At 74.0% G+C, this 18,578-nt stretch carries 22 protein-coding genes; 8 read left to right on the top strand and 14 right to left on the bottom strand.

Translation table 11 applies throughout. From position 1 onward, the window contains the following. The first annotated feature begins 45 nt into the window (after positions 1–45). Both ACWDVW_RS21435 and ACWDVW_RS21430 read left to right on the top strand, forming a co-directional pair. Positions 46–1,041, top strand: a complete 996-nt coding sequence (locus ACWDVW_RS21435) for a LysR family transcriptional regulator (RefSeq protein ID WP_396747772.1) — start codon at positions 46–48, stop codon at positions 1,039–1,041. A gap of 41 nt (positions 1,042–1,082) precedes the next feature. Continuing rightward, positions 1,083–1,319, top strand: a complete 237-nt coding sequence (locus ACWDVW_RS21430) for a hypothetical protein (RefSeq protein WP_449951576.1) — start codon at positions 1,083–1,085, stop codon at positions 1,317–1,319. A gap of 110 nt (positions 1,320–1,429) precedes the next feature. On the opposite strand, the gene ACWDVW_RS21425 is transcribed toward ACWDVW_RS21430, so the two are convergent. From ACWDVW_RS21425 to ACWDVW_RS21415, 3 genes are read right to left on the bottom strand one after another with little or no spacing between them, the layout of a single operon-like run. Next, on the bottom strand, positions 1,430–1,780 hold the full coding sequence (locus tag ACWDVW_RS21425; protein WP_449951573.1) for a DUF3140 domain-containing protein: 351 nt from the start codon (positions 1,778–1,780) through the stop codon (positions 1,430–1,432). Next, positions 1,780–1,944, bottom strand: a complete 165-nt coding sequence (locus ACWDVW_RS21420; protein WP_350697378.1) for a hypothetical protein — start codon at positions 1,942–1,944, stop codon at positions 1,780–1,782. The genes ACWDVW_RS21425 and ACWDVW_RS21420 overlap by 1 nt, the downstream gene beginning before the upstream one ends. A 35-nt stretch (positions 1,945–1,979) precedes the next feature. Next, entirely contained in the window at positions 1,980–4,535 is a 2,556-nt protein-coding gene (locus ACWDVW_RS21415; RefSeq protein WP_449951570.1) for an ATP-dependent Clp protease ATP-binding subunit, read from the bottom strand. A gap of 147 nt (positions 4,536–4,682) precedes the next feature. Between ACWDVW_RS21415 and ACWDVW_RS21410 the strand changes: the two genes are divergently transcribed. From ACWDVW_RS21410 to ACWDVW_RS21390, 5 genes are all read left to right on the top strand, one after another. After that, a complete protein-coding gene (locus ACWDVW_RS21410) occupies positions 4,683–5,060 on the top strand; it encodes a hypothetical protein (protein WP_449951567.1) in 378 nt (125 codons plus the stop codon). A 182-nt stretch (positions 5,061–5,242) separates the two neighbouring features. Then, positions 5,243–5,503 carry a hypothetical protein gene (locus ACWDVW_RS21405; protein ID WP_131053345.1) on the top strand — a complete coding sequence of 87 codons (261 nt, stop codon included), beginning with the start codon at positions 5,243–5,245 and terminating at the stop codon, positions 5,501–5,503. A gap of 8 nt (positions 5,504–5,511) precedes the next feature. Beyond that, entirely contained in the window at positions 5,512–6,546 is a 1,035-nt protein-coding gene (locus tag ACWDVW_RS21400) for a hypothetical protein (RefSeq protein WP_449951564.1), read from the top strand. Next, the gene (locus tag ACWDVW_RS21395; RefSeq protein ID WP_449951562.1) at positions 6,539–9,208 is read left to right on the top strand and encodes an FtsK/SpoIIIE domain-containing protein; all 2,670 of its coding nucleotides are present in this window, start codon (positions 6,539–6,541) and stop codon (positions 9,206–9,208) included. The genes ACWDVW_RS21400 and ACWDVW_RS21395 overlap by 8 nt, the downstream gene beginning before the upstream one ends. Continuing rightward, the gene (locus ACWDVW_RS21390) at positions 9,205–9,867 is read left to right on the top strand and encodes a hypothetical protein (protein ID WP_449951559.1); all 663 of its coding nucleotides are present in this window, start codon (positions 9,205–9,207) and stop codon (positions 9,865–9,867) included. The genes ACWDVW_RS21395 and ACWDVW_RS21390 overlap by 4 nt, the downstream gene beginning before the upstream one ends. 115 nt (positions 9,868–9,982) lie before the next feature. Here ACWDVW_RS21390 and ACWDVW_RS21385 read toward each other — a convergent pair whose 3' ends face one another. Both ACWDVW_RS21385 and ACWDVW_RS21380 read right to left on the bottom strand, forming a co-directional pair. Continuing rightward, positions 9,983–11,332, bottom strand: coding sequence for a cupin domain-containing protein (locus ACWDVW_RS21385; protein ID WP_449951556.1), 1,350 nt, complete (start codon positions 11,330–11,332; stop codon positions 9,983–9,985). Positions 11,333–11,335: 3 nt separating this feature from the next. Beyond that, on the bottom strand, positions 11,336–11,641 hold the full coding sequence (locus ACWDVW_RS21380; protein ID WP_176094334.1) for a hypothetical protein: 306 nt from the start codon (positions 11,639–11,641) through the stop codon (positions 11,336–11,338). Between the two features lie 154 nt (positions 11,642–11,795). Between ACWDVW_RS21380 and ACWDVW_RS21375 the strand changes: the two genes are divergently transcribed. Continuing rightward, positions 11,796–12,563 carry a PIG-L deacetylase family protein gene (locus tag ACWDVW_RS21375; protein WP_449951552.1) on the top strand — a complete coding sequence of 256 codons (768 nt, stop codon included), beginning with the start codon at positions 11,796–11,798 and terminating at the stop codon, positions 12,561–12,563. 54 nt (positions 12,564–12,617) lie between these two features. Here ACWDVW_RS21375 and ACWDVW_RS21370 read toward each other — a convergent pair whose 3' ends face one another. From ACWDVW_RS21370 to ACWDVW_RS21330, 9 genes are all read right to left on the bottom strand, one after another. Continuing rightward, positions 12,618–13,046: a DUF2267 domain-containing protein gene (locus ACWDVW_RS21370; RefSeq protein ID WP_131057497.1), complete on the bottom strand. Its 429-nt coding sequence runs from the start codon at positions 13,044–13,046 to the stop codon at positions 12,618–12,620. Then, positions 13,039–13,230, bottom strand: coding sequence for a hypothetical protein (locus ACWDVW_RS21365; protein WP_449951549.1), 192 nt, complete (start codon positions 13,228–13,230; stop codon positions 13,039–13,041). Before ACWDVW_RS21365 ends, ACWDVW_RS21370 begins: the two co-directional genes overlap by 8 nt. A 354-nt stretch (positions 13,231–13,584) precedes the next feature. Then, positions 13,585–14,457 (bottom strand): DUF72 domain-containing protein, encoded by an 873-nt coding sequence (locus tag ACWDVW_RS21360; protein ID WP_449951546.1) that lies wholly within the window; start codon positions 14,455–14,457, stop codon positions 13,585–13,587. Positions 14,458–14,502: 45 nt separating this feature from the next. Continuing rightward, complete coding sequence (locus ACWDVW_RS21355; RefSeq protein WP_350697400.1) at positions 14,503–14,901, bottom strand: TraR/DksA family transcriptional regulator; 399 nt, start codon at positions 14,899–14,901, stop codon at positions 14,503–14,505. Positions 14,902–15,024: 123 nt separating this feature from the next. Then, complete coding sequence (locus tag ACWDVW_RS21350; protein WP_449951544.1) at positions 15,025–15,666, bottom strand: uridine kinase; 642 nt, start codon at positions 15,664–15,666, stop codon at positions 15,025–15,027. Between the two features lie 233 nt (positions 15,667–15,899). Beyond that, positions 15,900–16,511, bottom strand: coding sequence for a winged helix-turn-helix domain-containing protein (locus ACWDVW_RS21345; RefSeq protein WP_396747733.1), 612 nt, complete (start codon positions 16,509–16,511; stop codon positions 15,900–15,902). 338 nt (positions 16,512–16,849) lie between these two features. After that, on the bottom strand, positions 16,850–17,293 hold the full coding sequence (locus ACWDVW_RS21340) for a winged helix-turn-helix domain-containing protein (protein ID WP_449951606.1): 444 nt from the start codon (positions 17,291–17,293) through the stop codon (positions 16,850–16,852). Between the two features lie 131 nt (positions 17,294–17,424). Further along, on the bottom strand, positions 17,425–17,922 hold the full coding sequence (locus tag ACWDVW_RS21335; RefSeq protein ID WP_396747730.1) for a rhodanese-like domain-containing protein: 498 nt from the start codon (positions 17,920–17,922) through the stop codon (positions 17,425–17,427). Between the two features lie 64 nt (positions 17,923–17,986). Next, on the bottom strand, positions 17,987–18,448 hold the full coding sequence (locus ACWDVW_RS21330) for a cysteine dioxygenase (RefSeq protein WP_350697366.1): 462 nt from the start codon (positions 18,446–18,448) through the stop codon (positions 17,987–17,989). Between the last annotated feature and the right edge of the window lie 130 nt (positions 18,449–18,578).

The raw sequence follows: 18,578 nt of genomic DNA, 5'->3' as shown, positions 1-18,578 counted from the left end.
GTCCGGGCCCTTCCGCCGGATGCTCCGTGGCCCTACCGTCACGCTATGAATCTGGAGTTGCGGCACCTGCGGGTGGTCTGCGCCATCGCCGAGACAGGCAGCGTCACCAAGGCGGCCTCCACGCTCGGCCTGGCGCAGCCGGCGCTGACCGCCCAGCTCCAGCGCATCGAGCGGACCCTCGGCGGGCCGCTGTTCGAACGGGACCGGCGCGGGGCCCGGCCGACCGCCCTCGGCGAGCTGGTGCTCGCCCGGGCGCGGGTGCTGCTGCCGGCCATGAAGGGACTCCAGGACGAGGCGGCCCGACTGGCCGGGGCCGGCGACGCCCCGCGCCGCTACCGCTTCGGCGGGGTGAACAGCCCGATCCTGGGCCGGCTGGTGCACCGGCTCGCCGCCGAGCAGCCACAGGCCCAGATCACCACGTACGCGTCCTGGTCGGTCGACGAACTGGCGCAACTGGTGGCCGGTGGACGGCTGGACTACGCGTTGACCGGGGTGTGCGGCGACTCCACCCCGTCGGCGGACTACGGGTTGAGCTGGCGGGAGGTGGCCGTCGACCCGGTGATGGTGCTGCTGCCGGAGACCCATCCGCTGGCCGGGCGCAGCGAGGTGGCGCTGGCCGAACTGCGGCACGAGCAGTGGGTGGCGGCACCGGGCGACGGCTGCTTCGGCGACTGCTTCGCCGCCGCCTGCGCCCGGGCCGGCTTCACCCCGCGCAAGCTGTACGAGGCCGACGTGCGCGGCTGCATCGACCTGGTGGACGCCGGGGAGGCGGTGGCGTTGTGCCAGGCCACGTTCCGGCCGGTGGCGGGGCTGGTGACCCGACGGCTGGCCGGCAGTCCGCTGCGCTGGCGGCTGATGCTGGGCTGGCACCCGGAGTCGCCCGCCGCCCGGATGGCCGAGCTGGTGCTGGACACGGCGCTGGTGGCGTACACGGACGCGCTGGCGCCGCATCCGGCGTACCTGGCCTGGCTGCTCGGTAATCCGGCCTTCGGGGTACGCCGCCCGGCGGCGACGGCCGACCGGGGACTGCGAAGCGCCTGACGACGGGTGCGAACCGGCCGACGGCGGGTATGCGGCGCGACATGACCGACCTCTATCCCGCCGCCGACGACCGTGAGGTGCTGCGCCGCGCCGCCGCCGCGCACACCGCCGCCGTCCGGGAGGTGGAAGCGTTCCTGCGCCGGGTGCCGGAGGTGCCCGACCCGGCGGACCTGGCCGAGTACGCCAACCTGATCACCCGGGAGGAGCAGACCCGCGCCGAGCGGCAGGCCGCGGGTGAGGCCGTCGGCCTGACCATCGACAGCCTGGAGAGCGAGTAGCCGCCGGCCGGGCAGCTGTGTTAAGAGGGGTCCCCTGCTATGCCGGAGGCGTTAGCAGGGGACCCCTCCTTTCACCCACGCCGAACCGGCGTCGGCGCACGACGAGGACGTCAGCGTTCGACGAGGACGTCGTGGCCGAGGTCGAGCAGGGAGTGCCGCCACTCGTCGTCGGCGTTGCCCCGGCGCGGCTTGTCCGCGGTCAGTGAGCGGATCCGCTCCACCGCCTCGCGCATCACCTCGACGTCCTCGGGCGTCAGGTCCACCTTGCGCTTGCGCAGCACGGCGAGGATCTGCCGGCCCGGCTCGGGCAGGTTCAGGTCCGGGTCGGGGCCGAACGCCTCCTCGCCGGAGCCCCGGGTCAGCAACCACTGCCGTAGCTGCTCGGAGGGCACGTTGACCTCGGCGTGGAAGTCCTCCCAGAGCACCTCCACCTCGGGGTCGAGTCGCTGCTCGCGTGCCATCACGCCTCCTCTCCGGGCGGCGACCCGGCGTCGTCCGGGTGCCCCTCGTCGGTCTGCCCGCCCAGCCCCTCCGCCGGCACCTGCACCCGGGCCGGGTTGGCGGTCGGCGGCGCCAGGATCGGGTCGCTGCGTTCGTCGTCCCGGGCCTCGTCCGGTTCCGTCATCGCCTAGCCCTCTCCGATCGTCGGTGCCGGGCCGGTCAGCGGGGGTGGGTGGTGCTGGCCGTGGCGTGCCCGCGCGCACCGGCCGCCACGTCGAAGGCGAGCCGGCCGTCCCGGGCGTCGACGGTGACCTTCTGACCGGGCGAGAGCTGCTGCTCCAGCAGCATCCGGGACAGGTGGTTGTCCACCTCCCGCTGGATCACCCGACGCAGCGGCCGGGCGCCGAACTCGGGCTGGTAGCCGTGCTCGGCCAGCCAGTCCACCCCGGCCGTGGTGAAGTCCACCTCGATGTCCTGGGCGTGCAGCCGTCGTCGGGTCTCCTCCAGCAGCAGGCCGGTGATCTGCCGCAACTGCTCGGCCTCCAGTCGACGGAAGATGATCACCTCGTCGATGCGGTTGAGGAACTCCGGCCGGAAGTTCTCCTGGAGCCGACGCATCAGCCGCTCGCGCAGTTCGTCGCTCTCCTGTTCGCTGCCGGGCGCACCGGCGCCGAACCCGACCGCGCGCTGGCTGCCGGTGATCAGCTCCGAGCCCAGGTTGCTCGTCATGATCAGTACGGTGTTCTTGAAGTTGACGGTGCGTCCCTGGCTGTCGGTGAGCCGCCCGTCGTCGAGCACCTGCAACAGGATGTTGAAGACGTCGGGGTGGGCTTTCTCGATCTCGTCCAGCAGCACCACCGCGTACGGGCGGCGGCGCACCGCCTCGGTGAGCTGGCCGGCCTCCTCGTACCCGACGTAGCCAGGTGGGGCACCGACCAACCGGCTCACCGTGTGCCGTTCCTGGAACTCGCTCATGTCCACTCGGACCATCCGGTCGGCCTCGCCGAACAGCGCCTCGGCCAGGGCCCGGCCGAGTTCGGTCTTGCCCACGCCGGTGGGGCCGAGGAAGAGGAAGCTGCCCATGGGCCGGTTCGGGTCGGCAAGGCCGGTCCGGGAGCGGCGGACCGCCTCGGCGACCGCCCCGACCGCGTCGTCCTGCCCGACGACCTTCTCGTGCAGTTGGCCCTCCAGGCGCAGCAGCCGGTCCCGTTCCTCCTCGGTAAGCTGGCTGGCCGGGATGCCGGTGGCCCGGGAGACCACCTCGGCGATCTCGTCCGGCCCCACCTCGGGCACCTGGTTGTCGTTGCCGTCCTCACCCCGGGCGCGCTGCACCTGCCGTTCCAGCTCGGCGACCCGGTCGCGCAGCGTGGAGGCGCGCTCGTACTGTTCGTCGGCGACCGCCTGCTCCTTGTCCCGGCGTACCTCGTCGAGCTGCTGCTCCAGGTCGCGGACGTCGGCGGCGGGGGTACGGGTGCGCAACCGGACCCGGGCGCCGGCCTGGTCGATCAGGTCGATCGCCTTGTCGGGCAGGAAGCGGTCGGTGACGTACCGGTCGGACAGCTCGGCGGCGGTGACCAGCGCCTCGTCGGTGAACCGCACCTGGTGGTGGGCCTCGTAGCGGTCCCGCAGACCGCGCAGGATGGCCACGGTGTCCTCGACGGTCGGCTCCGGCACGAAGACCGGCTGGAACCGTCGGGCCAGCGCGGCGTCCTTCTCGATGCTGCGGCGGTACTCGTCCAGCGTGGTCGCGCCGATCACCCGCAACTCGCCCCGGGCCAGGGCGGGCTTGAGCATGTTGGACGCGTCCATGCCGCCCTCGCTGCCCGCGCCGCCCGCACCGACCAGGGTGTGGATCTCGTCCAGGAAGATGATCAGCTCGTCGCGGTGCGCCCGGATCTCGTCGATCACCTTCTTCAGGCGTTCCTCGAAGTCGCCCCGGTAGCGGGTACCGGCGACCAGCCCGGCCAGGTCGAGTTGGACGACCCGCTTGCCGAGCAGGGTCTGCGGCACGTCGCCGTCGCAGATCCGCTCGGCCAGGCCCTCCACGATCGCGGTCTTGCCGACGCCCGCCTCGCCGATCAGGACCGGATTGTTCTTGGTCCGCCGGGACAGGATCTCCACCGCCTGCTCGATCTCATCGGCGCGCCCGATCACCGGGTCGATCTGGTCGTTGCGGGCCAGGTCGGTGAGGTCCTGGCCGTACTGGTCGAGAGTGGGGGTGCCCCGGTCCGGGCGCGGGTTGGTCATCGGTCCGCGTTCGGCGTTGGCGGCCTGCAACGACTCCGGTTGGATCCGGCCCGCGGCGAGCATCCGGCCGGCCGGCGACTCCGGGTTGAGCGGCAACGCCATCAGGATGTGCTCGGGGCCGATGTAGTTCGCCCCCATCGCCCGGGAGAGCTGGTGGGCGTCGAGGAGCGCCCGCTTGGCTGCCGGGGTGAGCGACAGGTTGGGCGGCACGTCGCCCTGCGGTGCGCCGTCGGCGCGTCCGCCCAGCGCGTTGAGCAGGGTGTCCGGGTCGGCGCCGGCCCGGCGTACCAGGTCCCGCAGCGGCTCGCGTTGCAGCGCCGCCCAGAGCAGATGGTCGGTGTCCAGGTCGCTGCTCTGCTTCTGGGCGGCCCGGCGGGCCGCGTCGGCCAGCATCTCGCGGGCGTCGGCGGTCATCAGCCGGGTGATGTCGACCCGGTGCGCGGGACGTCGTCCGCCCTCGCCCCGGCCGAAGTACCGCGCCAGGAACTCGTCCCACGGGTCGGAGCCGAAGTCGCCGGGTCCAATCATCTCTGTCCTCCGCGGTCGGCGCGAGACGGTCGGCACGGGCTACCCGGACCCAGGCCGGACAAACGCCACGGGCGGGCACCGGCCGGGGCGGCACCCCGTCGGGCGTGCCGGAGGGCAGGGCGCTCGGGTGGATGGCAGGGTGGGCGGATGGAGTCGACGCCGCTGCTGATCGTGGACGCCGCCAACGTCGTCGGGTCCCGCCCGGACGGCTGGTGGCGGGACCGGGCCGGGGCCACCGCCCGACTGCGGGACACGCTCGTTCCGGTGGGCGGGCGCGGCGTACCGCCGGAGGTGTCCCCACCGGTCGAGGTGGTGCTGGTGGTGGAGGGGGCCGCGCGGGACGTACCCGGCGTCGACGGGGTCCGGGTGGTCGCGGCCGACGGCTCCGGCGACGACGCCGTGGTCGAGCTGGTGGCCACCGCCGGCGACCGGCGACGGGTGGTGGTCACCGCCGACCGGGCGCTGCGGGACCGGGTCACCGCGCTCGGTGCGGAGGTGTACGGTCCGCGCTGGCTGCGCGGCTGATCGGGCGGGCGCGGCCCGGGGCGGTCGCCCTGCGTGATCTTCCGACCCCGGGTCCCACGAATCGGACTCGCCGCGCCTGCGGTCGACAACCGGTCAGTAGGGCAGCAACACTGACAGGGTATGTTCGTCCCCCGACCGGCATAGGCTCTAATGGAGTCCTCCCCGCCCCCAGGAGGTTCCGCGTGGCGAGCGTCGCCGAGCTCAAGGCAGCCATCGATGTCGCGCTTCAGCAGATCGGTGACGGCCAGAGCGCCGTGCAGGCCGCCGGCGAGAAACTGGCCGAGGCGCAACAGACGTTGGCCGGCGCGTTGGAGGGCAGCGGCCACACCACCGTCGAGGCGGCCCAGGCGTCGTTGACGCAGGCCAGCCAGGAGTTGGAGGAGTGCCTCGCCGCGACGCTCGTCGCGGTCGAGCAGGCCCAGCAGTACGTCGCGACGCTGTAGGGGCGGGCGTGTCCATCGTCGAGGACGTCGGCGCACAGGTCCGGGCCGCCGCCGAGGATCTTCCCCTGGGTCTGCTCGGGCAGGCGCTGGAGAAGTTCGGGCTGGCCTCCGAGCGGCTGCGCTGGGTGCGGCAGGAGTCGGCCAACCCGTTGGGCGTGCCGGAGCTGTCCGCCGCCACCGAGCACGCCGAGACCGCCGGGTACGCGCTGCGCGTCGCCCAGGAGCAGCTCACCGCGTACCTGGCCGCGATCGGGCTGGCCCCCGACGGGGCCGCGCCGCCGCCGGTCGGTGACCAGGAGCGTCGCCCGGCCCACGACGCCCCCCGGGCCGTCGAGCCGGTGGCCGACGCGCCGGAGGCCCCCGGTGAGGTGCGGCTGCGCCGCTGGTGGTCGGTGCGGGTGGCGGAGCTGACCGGCGGCCGGGAGGGCCCGGCCGAGGAACCCGACGAGCGCATCACCGACTCGCAGGAGCTGCTACGCCGGGTGGTCCGGGGAGTCCGCTCCGGCGACCGTGACCGGCTGCACCGTGACCTGCGCGGCGCGCACGCCGACGTCGGTCTGGGGTTGGCCGCGGTGGCTCCGCCGATGCTGCGCGACCTCGCCGCCGAGCTGCTCGGCCACCCGCCGCGCAGCGACGACCTGTCCCGGCTGCGGCGCGAGCTGGACGGCCGGGTCCGGGACCTGCTCCCCGGGTTGCCCGCCCCGGTGCTGGACACGCTGCTGACCCGGGTCTGCCGGATGCCTCCGCCGCGCCGGGGCGAGGACGAACAGCCGCACGCCGCCGACCCGGCGGTCACCGCCGGGGTGCTCACCGGCGTCCTGCTCGACCGCCTCGGCCGCGACCTGCCCGCCGACGACCGTGAAAGGAAGGGCCCCGTACTAACGCCTGAGGTAGTAAAGGGGTCCCCTGCTAACACCGGCGGCGCACCCCGCGCGAGCACACCCCGCGCGAGCGCGAACGGCGGTGCGAAGCCGGGCACCGCCGGCGCAAGGCCGTTCGGCGGATTCCGTCCGGGTCGACCGGGACACGGTGTCGATGGCTGACCGGCGCAGCCAGCTGGTCGCCCGGGTCCGGGAACTGCTCGCCGAGGCGCTCGGCGCGTCCCGTACCCGGTCCACCACGGCCCAGACGACGCTGGCCGCCGCCCGCGAGCGGGCGGTGCGGATCCGTCGCGCCGCGGCCGGCGTACCGGAGCGGGTGGGTGCCGAACGGGACCGGCGGGTCGCCGAGATCGACGCCCGGCACACCTCGCGGCTCGCCACCCTGGCCCGGCGGGCCGCCGAGGCGGCGACCCGGGAGGCACCGGGCGCCGGATCGGCGGACTGGCCGGGGTGGCGCCCCACTCCGGCGACCCGTGGCGAGCCACCGGGCGCCACCCGGGTGGGCACCATCCGGCTGCCCGATGCCGAGCCGGTGCCGGCGCTGGTGTCGCTGCTCGACGGCGGACACGTCGCGCTCGACGGCGACCCGGAGGGCTGCGCCGCCGTGGTGTCCGCACTGCTGCTACGCAGCCTCGGCCGGGCCGCGCCCGGCAATGTCCGGGTGGTCGGCTACGACCCGGACCAGCTCGGCGGCGGGCTCGCCGGGTTCGCCCCGCTGGGCACCGCCGGGCTGCTCACCTTCGTCGGCCCCGGTGGCCTGGGCAGGTTGCTGGACGACCTGGTGGAGCAGATCCGCCGGATCAACGAGACGGTGCTCGCCGGTGAGCACGCCTCGCTGCGGGAGCTGGCCGCCGCGACCGGCCGTCGGCCGGAGCCGTGGCGGGTGGCGGTGCTGCTCGGCGGCGACGAGCTGTCCCGGCACGAACGCGGCCAGCTCGACCGGGTGGTACGCGCCGGGGTGGCCTGCGGCGTCCACCTGATCGTGCGCGGGGTGCCGCTGCCCGACGACGCGGCGCTGACCCGGATCGCGGTCACCGCCGACGGCGCCCGGGTCGGCACCCTGCCGGTACGCCTCGACCCGCCGCCGCCGGCCACCCTGGTCACCGAGACCTGCCGGCAGATCGCCTCGGTGGTCAGCGCCGGCCCGGCACCCACCCCCTTCACCGATCTGCTGCCGTCACCCGAGCAGATGTGGCAGGAGGATTCGGCGACCGGGTTGACCGCGCCGATCGGCGAGGGTCCGCAGGGCCGGCCGGTGCTGCTGACCCTCGGCGACTACCCGCCGCACGCGTTGATCGGCGGCCCGTCCGGCACCGGCAAGACCAACCTGATCTTCGCCTGGATCGGTGCGCTCGCCGCCCGCTACTCCCCCGCCGAGCTGGAGTTCTATCTGCTCGACTTCAAGGAGGGGGTGTCCTTCGCCCGGTTCGCCAAGGGACGGCGGGACCCGAGCTGGCTGCCGCACATGCGGCTGGTCGGCATCAACGTCAACACCGACCGCGAGTTCGGCCTGGCGTTGCTGCGCTTCCTCGCCGAGGAGCTGCGCCGACGCGCCGACGCGGCCAAGAAGCACGAGGTCACCAAGCTGGCCGAGCTGCGCGCGGTGGACCCGACCGGGCACTGGCCCCGGATCGTGGCGGTGGTCGACGAGTTCCAGATGCTGCTGGCGGGCCGGGACGCGGTGGCCCGGGAGGCCGCCGACCTGCTGGAGGACCTGGCCCGTCGAGGCCGCTCGCAGGGCATCCACCTGGTGCTGGCCTCGCAGGACGTACGCGGCATCGAGGCGCTGTGGGGCCGCCCGGCGTTGGTCGCCCAGTTCACCCTGCGCATCGCGCTGCCCAAGGCGCTGCGCATCCTCGCCGAACGCAACGACGCCGCGCAGTCGCTGCCGAAGTTCCACGCGGTGGTCAACGCCGAGTCGGGGCTGCCGGAGGGCAACGAGGTGGCCCGGATCCCGTCGGCCAGCGAGTGGGAGACCTGGAGCGAGTTGCAGCACCGGCTGTGGCGGATGCGCCCGGCCGAGGCGGCACCGGCCCGTCTCTTCGACGGCGACGCGATCCCGAGGCTGGCCGAGGCGCCGGACTTCCGGGCGCTGACCCCGCCGGAGGTCGGTACGCCGCGCGGCCCGGTCGCGCTACTCGGCGAGATCATCGACGTGCAGGCCCGGTCGGCGGCGCTGCGGCTGCCCCGCGCCCCCGGACGCAACCTGGCGGTGCTGGGTACCCGGATCGACGAGGCGTGTGCGGTGCTGGACGCGGCGGCCCGCTCGTTGGCCCGGCAGCACCGGCCCGGCACCGCCCGGTTCTCCATCGCCTGCCTGGACCCGGACGCCGACCCGGCGGCCAGGGCGCTCTACGAGGACCTCGCCGACGACGCGGCCTGGTACGACGAGGAGACGGTGGCCGAGCTGATGGCCGAGACCGCCGCGGGCATCGGTGGGCCGGGCAGCGGCGGCGCCCCGCACTACCTGCTGCTGTTCGCCGTCGACGCGGCGTCGGGCGCGCTCGCCGCCAAGGCCGGCAGGTCCACCGGGCTGGAGCACCTGCGCCGGATCCTGCACGACGGCCCGGAGCGGCGTACCCACGTGCTGGCCTGGTGGCGGGGGGTGGCGCGGATGAAGGCCGACCTGGGTGGCACCGGCGCCCGCACCGACCAGATCGGCGCCTGGGTGGCCCTGGACACCCACGGTGGGGACCTGAGCGGGCCGTTGTACCCGGGCAGCGGGGGGCCGGACTGGTATCCCCGGCCGTGGCGGGGTCTCTTCTTCGACCGGGCGGTGCACCGTACCGGGCAGACCATCATCCCCTACGGACCGGCCCGATGAACGAACCGGTGACCAGTGAGACCTACGCGGCCCAGCTCCGGCGGCTCGCCGAGCTGACCGCCCGGGTGCGGGAGCAGCGTGCCGAGGCGGACGCCTGGTACGCCCAGCAGTGCGCGGCGGCCGACCGGGCGGTGGCCGAGTCGGCCGACGAGGTCAACCGGGCCGAGCGGGAACTGGCCGCGGCCCGCGAGTCGCAGGAACTGGTGGACGCCGAGTCGGCGGTGCTGTGGCAGGAGCTGAACAGCCGGCTGGGCGGTGGCGGGCGGCGGGCGGGAACACCACCAGCACCGGCCCAGGACGCCACCGGCGATCCGGTGCCGCTGCTGGACGCCGCTCGGGACCTGCTGCGCCGCACCCGTCAACCGGGTGAGTTGCCGAGCAGCGTGAACCCGCTGCTGGCGCTCTGCGGAGTGGTCGGCGCGGTGCTCGCGTACGCGCTGGGTGCCGGCGCCCGGGCGCTGGGTGGGCGTGCCGACGGTGAGCTGGCCGTGGGTCTGCCGGTGCTGGCGCTGGTGGTGTCGCTGCTCGGTCCGGTGATCGGGCTGGTGCCGGCCCGCGTCCTGGCCGACCGGCGGCACGCGGTGCTGAGCCCGCGTCCGGTGATCGTGGTGGTCGCCGCCGGCCTGGTCACCACGCTGCTCCTGCTGATCGTGACCTGAGTCGACCGATCGCCGCGTCGTGACCCGGCCCGGTGGCCACCCGCCGCGCCGTGACCGGCCCGGGTGGCCACGACGTCGACGAGGCCCGGCACCACAGGGTGCCGGGCCGGTGTCGTCACGCGGGGACGAGGACGGCCTCGCGCAGCAGGCGGCGGGTCAGGGTGAGGCGGTCGGCGTCGTCGTCGAGGCCGGGCAGGTCGCCGACCCGGACGGCCGTCCCGGCGAGCAGCACCCGCAGCGCCGGAGCGCACTGCGCGGGCAGCGTGACGGTGCGGTCGAACAACCGCAGCACCACCTGCTCGCCGTGGTCGTCGAGCTGTCGACGCAGTCCGGGGCGGACGGTGACCCGACTGTCGGCGTCCAACGCGGCGATCGCGGCGGCCTGCGCGAGCGGTCGCAGCGGTGCCGGACGCGACGCCGGCCAGGCGCGCTGCCGCAGTCGGGCCGCGACCTCGGTCGGGTCGGCCCGCAGCAGCCAGTCGCGCAGCGCCTCCACGGTCTCGGTCAGCTCCGGCTCGATGGCGTCCGGGTCGGCCAGGTCGGTGCCGAACGGCAGGGTGGCCCGCAGCCGTCGGTCCTCGGCGGCCAGCGCGAGCAACTCCTCGACCAGGGCGTACCGGGTCAGCGCGCGGATGCCGACGGTCAGGTGCAGGGAGCTCGCGTCCTGGGCCTGGGCGCTGTGCAGCCAGCCCCGGGGCAGATAGAGCGCGTCCCCTGGTTCGAGCACCACGTCGAGTGCGGGTTCGCCCGCAGCGGTGGCGGTGACCTCGTCGGCCCGGCCGCCCCACTGCTGGCGTTCCAGCGGATCGGGCAGCACCGGCGGGTGGATGCGCCAGTGCTTGCGGCCGTCGACCTGGAGCACGAAGACGTCGTGGGTGTCGTAGTGGGTGGCGAAGCCCTGGTTGCCCGCCGGCGTCAGGTAGGCGTTGACCTGCATCGGCTGGCCGACGGCCAGGCTGAGGTCACGGGTGAAGTCGATCAGCGCCGGCCAGGTACGGTGCAGGCCCTGTAGGACGAGGGTGGCCCCGTCGGCGTACAACCGCATGACCTTCTCGTCGAGGACCTGGTCGCCGATCTCGGCGCCGGCGCCGCCGCCGCCGGTGTAGCGCGCCGCCGGCAGCACCTGGCCGTCCTTGGCCACCCGCAGGAAGGGGGTACGCAGACCGCGCCGACTGAGCAGCTCGTCGGCGTCGGCGGGGCTGAGCAGGTCGGTGAAGCCCACCGGGTTGGGCAGTTCGGCCGCGCGGGACAGCAGCGGGGTCTGCCCCCAGTGTGCGGCGGCGAACTTGGCCGGCTCCACACTGACGCACCGGGCCAACGCCGCCTCGGCGGTCGACGCCGATCCGCTGCCGGGTGCCGCCTCGGCGGCGGCGTGCGGGGCTGCGGTGTCGCGGGGTGCCGCTTCCGGGGGTACGGACGGGACCGCCGGGCGGCCGTGGCCGCCCGGCGGGTCGAGTCGCGTCATCGCCTATCGCGCGGCGCCGTCGGCGCCACCGTCGTGCTGGCCCGGGGTCGCGCCGCCGTCGGCCGGACCCTCGGCGCTGCCGTCCGCCCCACCGTCGTGCTGGCCCGGAGTGGCCCCGCCGTCGGCCGGACCCTCGGCGCTGCCGTCCGCCCCACCATCGTGCTGGCCCGGAGTGGCCCCGCCGTCGGCCGGACCCTCGGCGCTGCCGTCCGCCCCACCATCGTGCTGGCCCGGGGTCGCCCCGCCGTCGGCCGGACCTTCGAGCCCGCCGCCGCTGGTGGTCTGCATGTCATCGTCGTTGAGTGGCATCGTGCTCCCTCGGATCAACCCGCCCCCGCCGTTGGTCGGGTGCGTCGTGCGGCGGGTGTTACCCCGCGCCCGATCTTCTCTAACCACACTGCACCCCACCGTAGACGCCGGAACCTGTCCACACGTGCCGTTCCTGGGTGCGGCGGGTGGCAGGATGGACGGACCCGACCGGATGGAGGTGCCGATGGAGACGCCGCTGACCCCGGTGACCGAGGACTGGCAGCGCGCGCTGGCGATCGTGGCGCACCCGGACGACCTGGAGTTCGGTGCCGCCGCCGCGATCGCCCGCTGGACCGGCCAGGGCAAGCAGGTGGTGTACTGCCTGGTGACCAGCGGCGAGGCGGGCATCGACGGGATGGCTCCGGAGCAGGCCCGCACGGTACGCGAGCAGGAGCAGCGCGTCTCGGCGGAGCTGGTCGGCGTGGACGTCGTCGAGTTCCTCGGCCTGCCCGACGGGATCCTGGAGTACGGCGTACCGCTGCGGCGGGAGCTGGCGGCCGTGGTGCGCCGGCACCGCCCGGAGATCGTCATCACGAACAACTTCCGGGAGACCTGGGACGGCGCGGTCACCCTCAACCAGGCCGACCACATCGCGGTGGGTCGGGCCACGCTGGACGCGGTCCGGGACGCCGGCAACCGGTGGATCTTCCCGGAGCAGTTGACCGGCGGGATCGAGCCGTGGGGTGGTGTACGTCAGGTGTGGGCGGCCTCGTCGCCGCGCGCCGAGCACGGGGTGGACACCACCGAGACGTTCGCGCAGGGGGTGGCGTCGCTCCAGGCGCACGAGGCGTACCTGACCGGGCTGGGTGACGGCAGTTTCGACGCCGAGGAGTTCCTGGAGGGCGGGGCCCGGCCGGTGGGGAGCCGGTTGGGCGTGCGCTACGGCACCTCGTTCGAGGTGTTCCACTTCGACCTCTGGTAGCCGACCGGCCCGCTCCACGCGTGGTGGGGCGGGCCGGCGCTGCCGGTGCACGGGTCAGGGCATGATCCGGGCGAGGTCGTCGGGCATGGTGTCCTTCACCTCGTCCCACTCGCCCTGGGTGATGTGCCGGCGCAGGGTGTCCAGCACCACCTGGACCACGCGCTCCGGGCCGCCCTGCACGTCGTACGGGAAGCCCTGGCGGACCTCGTACAGGAAGTCGTCCCGGTTCAGCTTGATCGGTACGTCGGAGGGCTGCCAGCCCTCGAAGTAGATGCCGCGCACCACCATCGGCAACTGGGCGGAGAACTCCACGCTCTCCTGCACCGGCATCCGGTCGCGCAGCAGGTGCAGCACCGTGCGCAGCGCCGCGTACGACTGGTTGCGCTGCTCCTTGGGCCACCCGTACGCCTGCTCGATGTCCTTGAGGATCAGGATGGTCTTGTCCATCGAGGACTCGACCGCCGACTCGAACCGCTCAGACATCAGTCCACCCCCGTAGGTCGGTCTCCCACCGTCGGTCGTCGTGCCGTCGTGGCGGCCCCACCGGGCCGCCCCGGGGCCGTACCGGGCTGCTCCCGGCTCGTAGCGCCCGCCGGGCCTGGCCGGACGCGCCGACGACACGCAGCACCGCGTCCCGTCGCCAGTGCGGTACCACCCGAGCCGTCATCGTCAGCCACCTCCGTGGTGTCGCCTCGTGCAGGCGATCGACACGCCGTGCCCTGCGTACTGCCACCACCATCGGCCCCACCAGGGTGACCCGCCCTCACCCCCACCGGATGACCCCACCCCCACCCCCTGCCCCGGCCCCGCCCCGCCCCGCCCGCCCCGCCCGCCCCGCCCGGCCCGGCCCGGCCCGGCCCCGGCGAGTTGATCAAGGAGTTTGGGCGCTCATTCCGCACTCGCCAGGTCCCAAACTTCTTGATCAACCACGCGGGGGTGGGTGGGGTGGGCGGGGGTGGGGTGGTCAGGGTGGGGTGGTCAGGGTGGGGTGGTCAGGGTGGGGTGGTCAGGGTGGGGTGGGTCAGGGGGTGGTGAGGAGGGACTGGAGGTGTTGGGCGTTGGTCTGGGCGAAATCGCGGAAGCAGTTGTTGAGGAGGACGTGGGTCTGTGGGGTGTCGGCGGCCAGGTCGCGCAGGCGGGGGGCCCAGTCGCGCAGTTCGCGGTCGGAGTAGCGGTAGCCGAACTTCTCGTGGATGTCCCGGCTGGTCCACTTGTCGCTGTGCCCGTGGAAGCGGACCACGGCCAGGTCGGCGGTGGCCGCGAGCACCGGCGGGACCGACGAGCGGTGACCCTGGGGCATGTCCACGGCGACGTACGCCAGGTCGTGCGTCCGGAGGAAGTCCAGGGTCTCCTCGGCGTTGTCGCCGTCGAACCAGGAGGCGTGCCGGAACTCGAAGACCGGCCGCAGCGGCGCGCAGCGCCGAGCGACCTCCAGCAGGTACTGCTTGTTGTCCCGCCGGATGGTGAACCAGGGCGGGAACTGGAACAGCAGCGCACCGAGCTTGTCCGCCCGGACCAGCGGGTCGAGGGCGCTGAGGAAGCGGGTCCAGACCTCCTCGTACGCCTGCCGGGGCAGGTCGTCCGGATAGAGGTTGCGTTTGTCGGTGACCGGCCGCAGGTCCTTGTAGATCGCGCTGGGCCGGGTGGGATGGCCGGTGAGCAGGCTGAACGCCTTCACGTTGAAGGTGAAGCCGTCCGGGGTGCGCTCGGCCCATAGCCGGGCGGTGCGCTCGGCCGGCGGCGAATAGTACGTGGCGTCCACCTCGACCAGCGGGAACTGCCGGGCGTAGTAGGCCAGCCGCTTCTCCGGCGTGTCGGCGGTCTGCGGATACCAGCCGGAGTCCAACAGGGTCCGGTCGGTCCAGGAGGCGGTACCCACCTTGATCTCGCCCATCGGTGGGGTCCCCGCCGCGTCCCGGACCGACCGGTCGCTCTCGGCTCAGGCAGCCCGACGCTCGCGGGTCTGCTTGCAGGTCACGCAGGTGGTCGCCGACGGGAAGATCTCCAGCCGCTCCACCGGGATCGGCGAGGTGCAGCCCTCGCAGAAGCCGTACGTGCCCTCGGCGAGACGCGTCAGCGCGTGCTCGTACTGGGCGCGCCGGTCGAGGATGGTCCGCAGCAGTGACTGCGCGGTGTCCCGTTCGGCGGTCTTGGTGCCGCTGTCGGCCTGGTCGTCGCCGGCGGTGTCGCCCACCTCGACCAGCCGCAGCACGTGGCTCTGCTGCACCGCCTGCTCGTACTCCGCGGACAGCTCGTCGTGGCGGGCCTGCAGGGAGAGTCGGATCTGGTCGATCTCCGCCTGGGATCGGCCCGTGCCGACCGTGTCGTGGACGAGCATCGCTGCCTGCCTTTCCTGAGCCTCGTCAGTCATCGCGGGCGGAAGGCTCCCCACCCGGTCATACCGCCCAGGCGAGGACTCCCGGGCGCCGTGAGCCCCGCGAGTACCCAGCACGTCAGCAGGTCAAACCGAGTGGTCGTCGGATTCCACGATCGCGGGACGGCGCGGATCGTCGACCCGCACCACCAGGTCGGCGAAGGTGGCGGGGGCGACCTCGTCGGCGTACCGGTCGAACGCGGGCAGCGTCCAGGCCAGGTCGGCGTCGGTACGGCGGCGCAGCGCGCCGGGCGAGAGTTCCAGGTGGACGACGACGTCGAAGGGCAGTCCGCCGCCGAGCAGGAAGGTGCCGCTGACCAGCACCACACCGCCGGGCGGCAGGGTGACGTAGTCGGCGCGGCTGGCCCGGTCGGCCCCGGCGTCCCAGAGCGAGGGCAGCAGGCGGCCGGTGCCGTCCGGCCCGGCCGGGTCGAGCACCTCGCGGCGCAGGCCGGGCTCGTCGACCCAGCCCTCGTAGTAGGCGTCCGGATTGGTCCGTCCGCGCTCCAGGCGTACCGAGGCGGGGCGGAGGAAGTCCTCGGCCCGGACGTGCAGCACCGGGCGGCCGAGGGCGCGCAGCGGGTCGATCAGGGCGGTGGCCAGCTCGTCGGGGCGGGCGGCGGGGGCGCCGTCCAGGGCCACCCGCAGCCGTCGGGTCGGCGCGGCGGAGGCGAACCGTTCGGCCAGTTCGGCGACGAGCAGTTCGGGCGAGACCGGACGCACACGCATCCGACCATCGTGCCCGGTCACCGTCGGGCGTTCAGGGGCTACCCGGCCGACGGGCTCGCGCCGGTCGAGGAGCGGCCGGAAACGGCCACACCGTCGAGGTTCCGGCGGGGACGACGGCGCGGCCGAGGTCCCGGGCGGAAACGGCCGTACCGTCGAACTCCCGGGCGGAAGTCGGGTGCCGGGCGTGAGTCGGGTGCCGGGCGGGAGAGCGGCGCCGTCGAGGTCCGGGCGGGTCAGGCGGTGCGGTCGAGGGTGACGCGGGCGTCGTCGGCGAGCCGGTAGCCGACGCCGTAGACGGTGGTGACCAGGGGTACGTCCACACCGACCTTGCCGCGCAAGCGGCGTACGTGCACGTCCACGGTGCGGACCCCGGCGTGCTCGTAGCCCCAGACCGCGTTGAGCAGTTGGAGTCGGGTGAACACCCGGCGGGGGTGCGCGACCAGGTGCAGCAGCAGGTCGAACTCCAGCCGGGTCAACGGCAGCGGCTCGCCGTCGCGCAGCACCGAGCGGGACGAGGCGAGGATGTGCAGGGTCGGGATGGTCGGGGCGATCTGCCGTGCGGGCGCGCGTCCGGCGGGGACGCTCTCGGTGCGCCGCTCCGGCACCACCGGCGGGCTGGCCACGATCGTCCCCTCGCCGCGTTCCAGCAGTTCCCGGGCGGCGTCGAGCAGCCGTCGGGCGGCCGGCGTCAACGACTCCTCGCAGACCAGCGGAATGGACAGCGTGACGGTGAGGACGGGTGTGGTGGAGTTGGCCGGACGTCGCTGACCGCCGGGCGGGCGACCGGGCACCGCGGGTTGGGACGTATGCCATCCGGCGCGCGACGATGCGGGGCTGACCGACATGGTCCTCCTTGGCTGGTCCGGGCTTTCCCCACGGCCCCGGGACGCCGCCTTATCGATGCTTCCCGGCGCTCGTGCGAGGGTCAAGGGGCGGCCGCGTTGCATGAATGTGACAATTGACCGACACTTCGGAGCCGACCGCTCGCTCTGCGTACGAGGCCAGTTGATTACAGCAGAGTCGCAAAGTTGACCTGATGCGGGGGTGGCTGCCGGGTTTCGCGTTCCCCCGATGGTGTGACGCGTTCCGGCGCCACGAGAGGCGGGCCCACCACCGTCACGCGTACGGGACAGACCGGTGCGGCGCGTCCCGTGGCAGGACACGCCGCACCGGTCGGTCGGGCTCACCGCTGAACGGCCACCCGGGCGTCGTCGGCGAGGCGGTACCCCACACCGTGGACGGTGGTCAGCAGCGGCGTGTCGACGCCGAGCTTGGCGCGCAGCCGGCGCACGTGCACGTCGACGGTTCGCGCCACCGCGTGGTCGTAGCCCCAGACCGAGTTGAGCAACTGGAGGCGGGTGAACACCCGGCGCGGCCGTTCGGCGAGGAAGAGCAGCAGGTCGTACTCGATGCGGGTCAGCGGGACGTCCCGGTCGCCCTGACGCACCCGGCGTGGCCCGGTGAGGATCTGCACGGTTCTCGGGTCCTCCACCGCGGTGGGCCGCTCGACACCGTCGTCACCCGACACCCGCCCCTCGCCGGACTCGGCGAGCTCGCTCAGCAACTCCAGCAGGCGGTTCAGGCGGGGGCTCGCGGCCGCCGAGGCGAGGTCGACGGTGATGGTCAGGGTCGGCCCGGTGCGCTGCCGCACCAGCCGAGCGCGGTTCGTGCGGCCGGGCGGATGCTGGCGCGGGCTGATCGCGACGACGGACATGGTGGCCTCCTGGGACTACCGCCACGCCGGGTGGGCGTGGATGTTCAGTGGAACGCCCGGCCGGCGGTCGCCGGGGACGCGAGGGTGGACGGTCTGGTGGGCGGAGTGGGGCCGAGCACGGGCAGTCCGGCGATCCGCCAGGCGGCGAACCCGCCGATCACGTCGGTCGCCCGGTGTAGGCCGATGTCCTTCAGCGCGGCCGCGGCCAACGACGAGGTGTAGCCCTCCTGGCAGATCACGACCACCGGCACGTCGTACCCGACGGCCTGCGGCAGCCGGGCGGCGCAGCGGGGATCGAAACGCCACTCCAGCACGTTGCGCTCGACGATCAGCGAGCCCGGCACGGTGCCGTGCGCGGCGCGCTGGGCGGCCGGGCGGATGTCGACCAGCAGCGCACCGGTCCGGTACGCCACGTGGGCCTGCTCGGGGTCGAGCCGGTCGAGTCGGGTGCGGGCGGCGGCCAGGATCTCGTCGATGCCCCGGGAGCCCGGGGGCGGCACCGACGCCGGACAGCGGGCGGCGACGGAACGGTTCTGCGACATCATCGGTTCCTTCCAAGGGGTACGCGGCCGGGTGCACCGTCGGGTGGCGACGCGGCGTGGGTGATCACCATGCCACGCCGGCCTCGGCCACCTCGGCGACGAGCAGCCGGCCCTGTGCGAGGCGATAGCGGGTCATCCGGCGCAGGGCCGGACGATAGACGTGGACGCTGACCGCGGGGTCGGCGTGCCGGTTGGTCACCACGTGCACGTGCCGGGGCCCGAAGCGTCGGCCGGAGCCGGCGGCGAGCAGGTGCGGGCGCAGCCGTCCGCCACTGACCGTCTCCTCGGTCAGGACACCCGCCGCGACCAGGAAGGCGCCGGAGGAGCCGCCGTGGTCGTGCAGGTCGGTGCCCTGCCCGGGCAGCCAGCTCAACGCCCACACCTCGTGATGGGAGTCGGCGTCGAGTCGGGCGTACCACCGGGTGGTCGGGTCGAAGCGCAGCGGCACGGGCCAGCTCGCGGTGTCGGCGGCCCACCGCCGGGCGACGGCGAGCAGGTCCGGCTCGGTGACGGGCAGAGCAGACATGGGACCTCACGAACGGTCAGCGGTGCGGATACCGGACCAGTCTAGACGGCAAACCCTATAGGTTTAGTAGGTAATCCTACATGCTGGGAAGCGGATGCGGACCGCGCCGCGCGGCACCGGGACGCCACCA

It is taken from the genome of Micromonospora sp. NPDC003241 (assembly GCF_053589795.1).
This window is presented reverse-complemented; position numbering and strand designations above follow the sequence as displayed.

Bases quoted from the DNA above. Each gene is read 5' to 3' on its own strand.
- ACWDVW_RS21435 (WP_396747772.1), top strand. From the start codon at position 46: ATGAATCTGGAGTTGCGGCACCTGCGGGTGGTCTGCGCCATCGCCGAG.
- ACWDVW_RS21430 (WP_449951576.1), top strand. From the start codon at position 1,083: ATGACCGACCTCTATCCCGCCGCCGACGACCGTGAGGTGCTGCGCCGC.
- ACWDVW_RS21425 (WP_449951573.1), bottom strand. From the start codon at position 1,780: ATGGCACGCGAGCAGCGACTCGACCCCGAGGTGGAGGTGCTCTGGGAG.
- ACWDVW_RS21420 (WP_350697378.1), bottom strand. From the start codon at position 1,944: ATGACGGAACCGGACGAGGCCCGGGACGACGAACGCAGCGACCCGATC.
- ACWDVW_RS21415 (WP_449951570.1), bottom strand. From the start codon at position 4,535: ATGATTGGACCCGGCGACTTCGGCTCCGACCCGTGGGACGAGTTCCTG.
- ACWDVW_RS21410 (WP_449951567.1), top strand. From the start codon at position 4,683: ATGGAGTCGACGCCGCTGCTGATCGTGGACGCCGCCAACGTCGTCGGG.
- ACWDVW_RS21395 (WP_449951562.1), top strand. From the start codon at position 6,539: ATGGCTGACCGGCGCAGCCAGCTGGTCGCCCGGGTCCGGGAACTGCTC.
- ACWDVW_RS21390 (WP_449951559.1), top strand. From the start codon at position 9,205: ATGAACGAACCGGTGACCAGTGAGACCTACGCGGCCCAGCTCCGGCGG.
- ACWDVW_RS21385 (WP_449951556.1), bottom strand. From the start codon at position 11,332: ATGACGCGACTCGACCCGCCGGGCGGCCACGGCCGCCCGGCGGTCCCG.
- ACWDVW_RS21380 (WP_176094334.1), bottom strand. From the start codon at position 11,641: ATGCCACTCAACGACGATGACATGCAGACCACCAGCGGCGGCGGGCTC.
- ACWDVW_RS21375 (WP_449951552.1), top strand. From the start codon at position 11,796: ATGGACGGACCCGACCGGATGGAGGTGCCGATGGAGACGCCGCTGACC.
- ACWDVW_RS21370 (WP_131057497.1), bottom strand. From the start codon at position 13,046: ATGTCTGAGCGGTTCGAGTCGGCGGTCGAGTCCTCGATGGACAAGACC.
- ACWDVW_RS21365 (WP_449951549.1), bottom strand. From the start codon at position 13,230: ATGACGGCTCGGGTGGTACCGCACTGGCGACGGGACGCGGTGCTGCGT.
- ACWDVW_RS21360 (WP_449951546.1), bottom strand. From the start codon at position 14,457: ATGGGCGAGATCAAGGTGGGTACCGCCTCCTGGACCGACCGGACCCTG.
- ACWDVW_RS21355 (WP_350697400.1), bottom strand. From the start codon at position 14,901: ATGCTCGTCCACGACACGGTCGGCACGGGCCGATCCCAGGCGGAGATC.
- ACWDVW_RS21350 (WP_449951544.1), bottom strand. From the start codon at position 15,666: ATGCGTGTGCGTCCGGTCTCGCCCGAACTGCTCGTCGCCGAACTGGCC.
- ACWDVW_RS21345 (WP_396747733.1), bottom strand. From the start codon at position 16,511: ATGTCGGTCAGCCCCGCATCGTCGCGCGCCGGATGGCATACGTCCCAA.
- ACWDVW_RS21335 (WP_396747730.1), bottom strand. From the start codon at position 17,922: ATGTCGCAGAACCGTTCCGTCGCCGCCCGCTGTCCGGCGTCGGTGCCG.
- ACWDVW_RS21330 (WP_350697366.1), bottom strand. From the start codon at position 18,448: ATGTCTGCTCTGCCCGTCACCGAGCCGGACCTGCTCGCCGTCGCCCGG.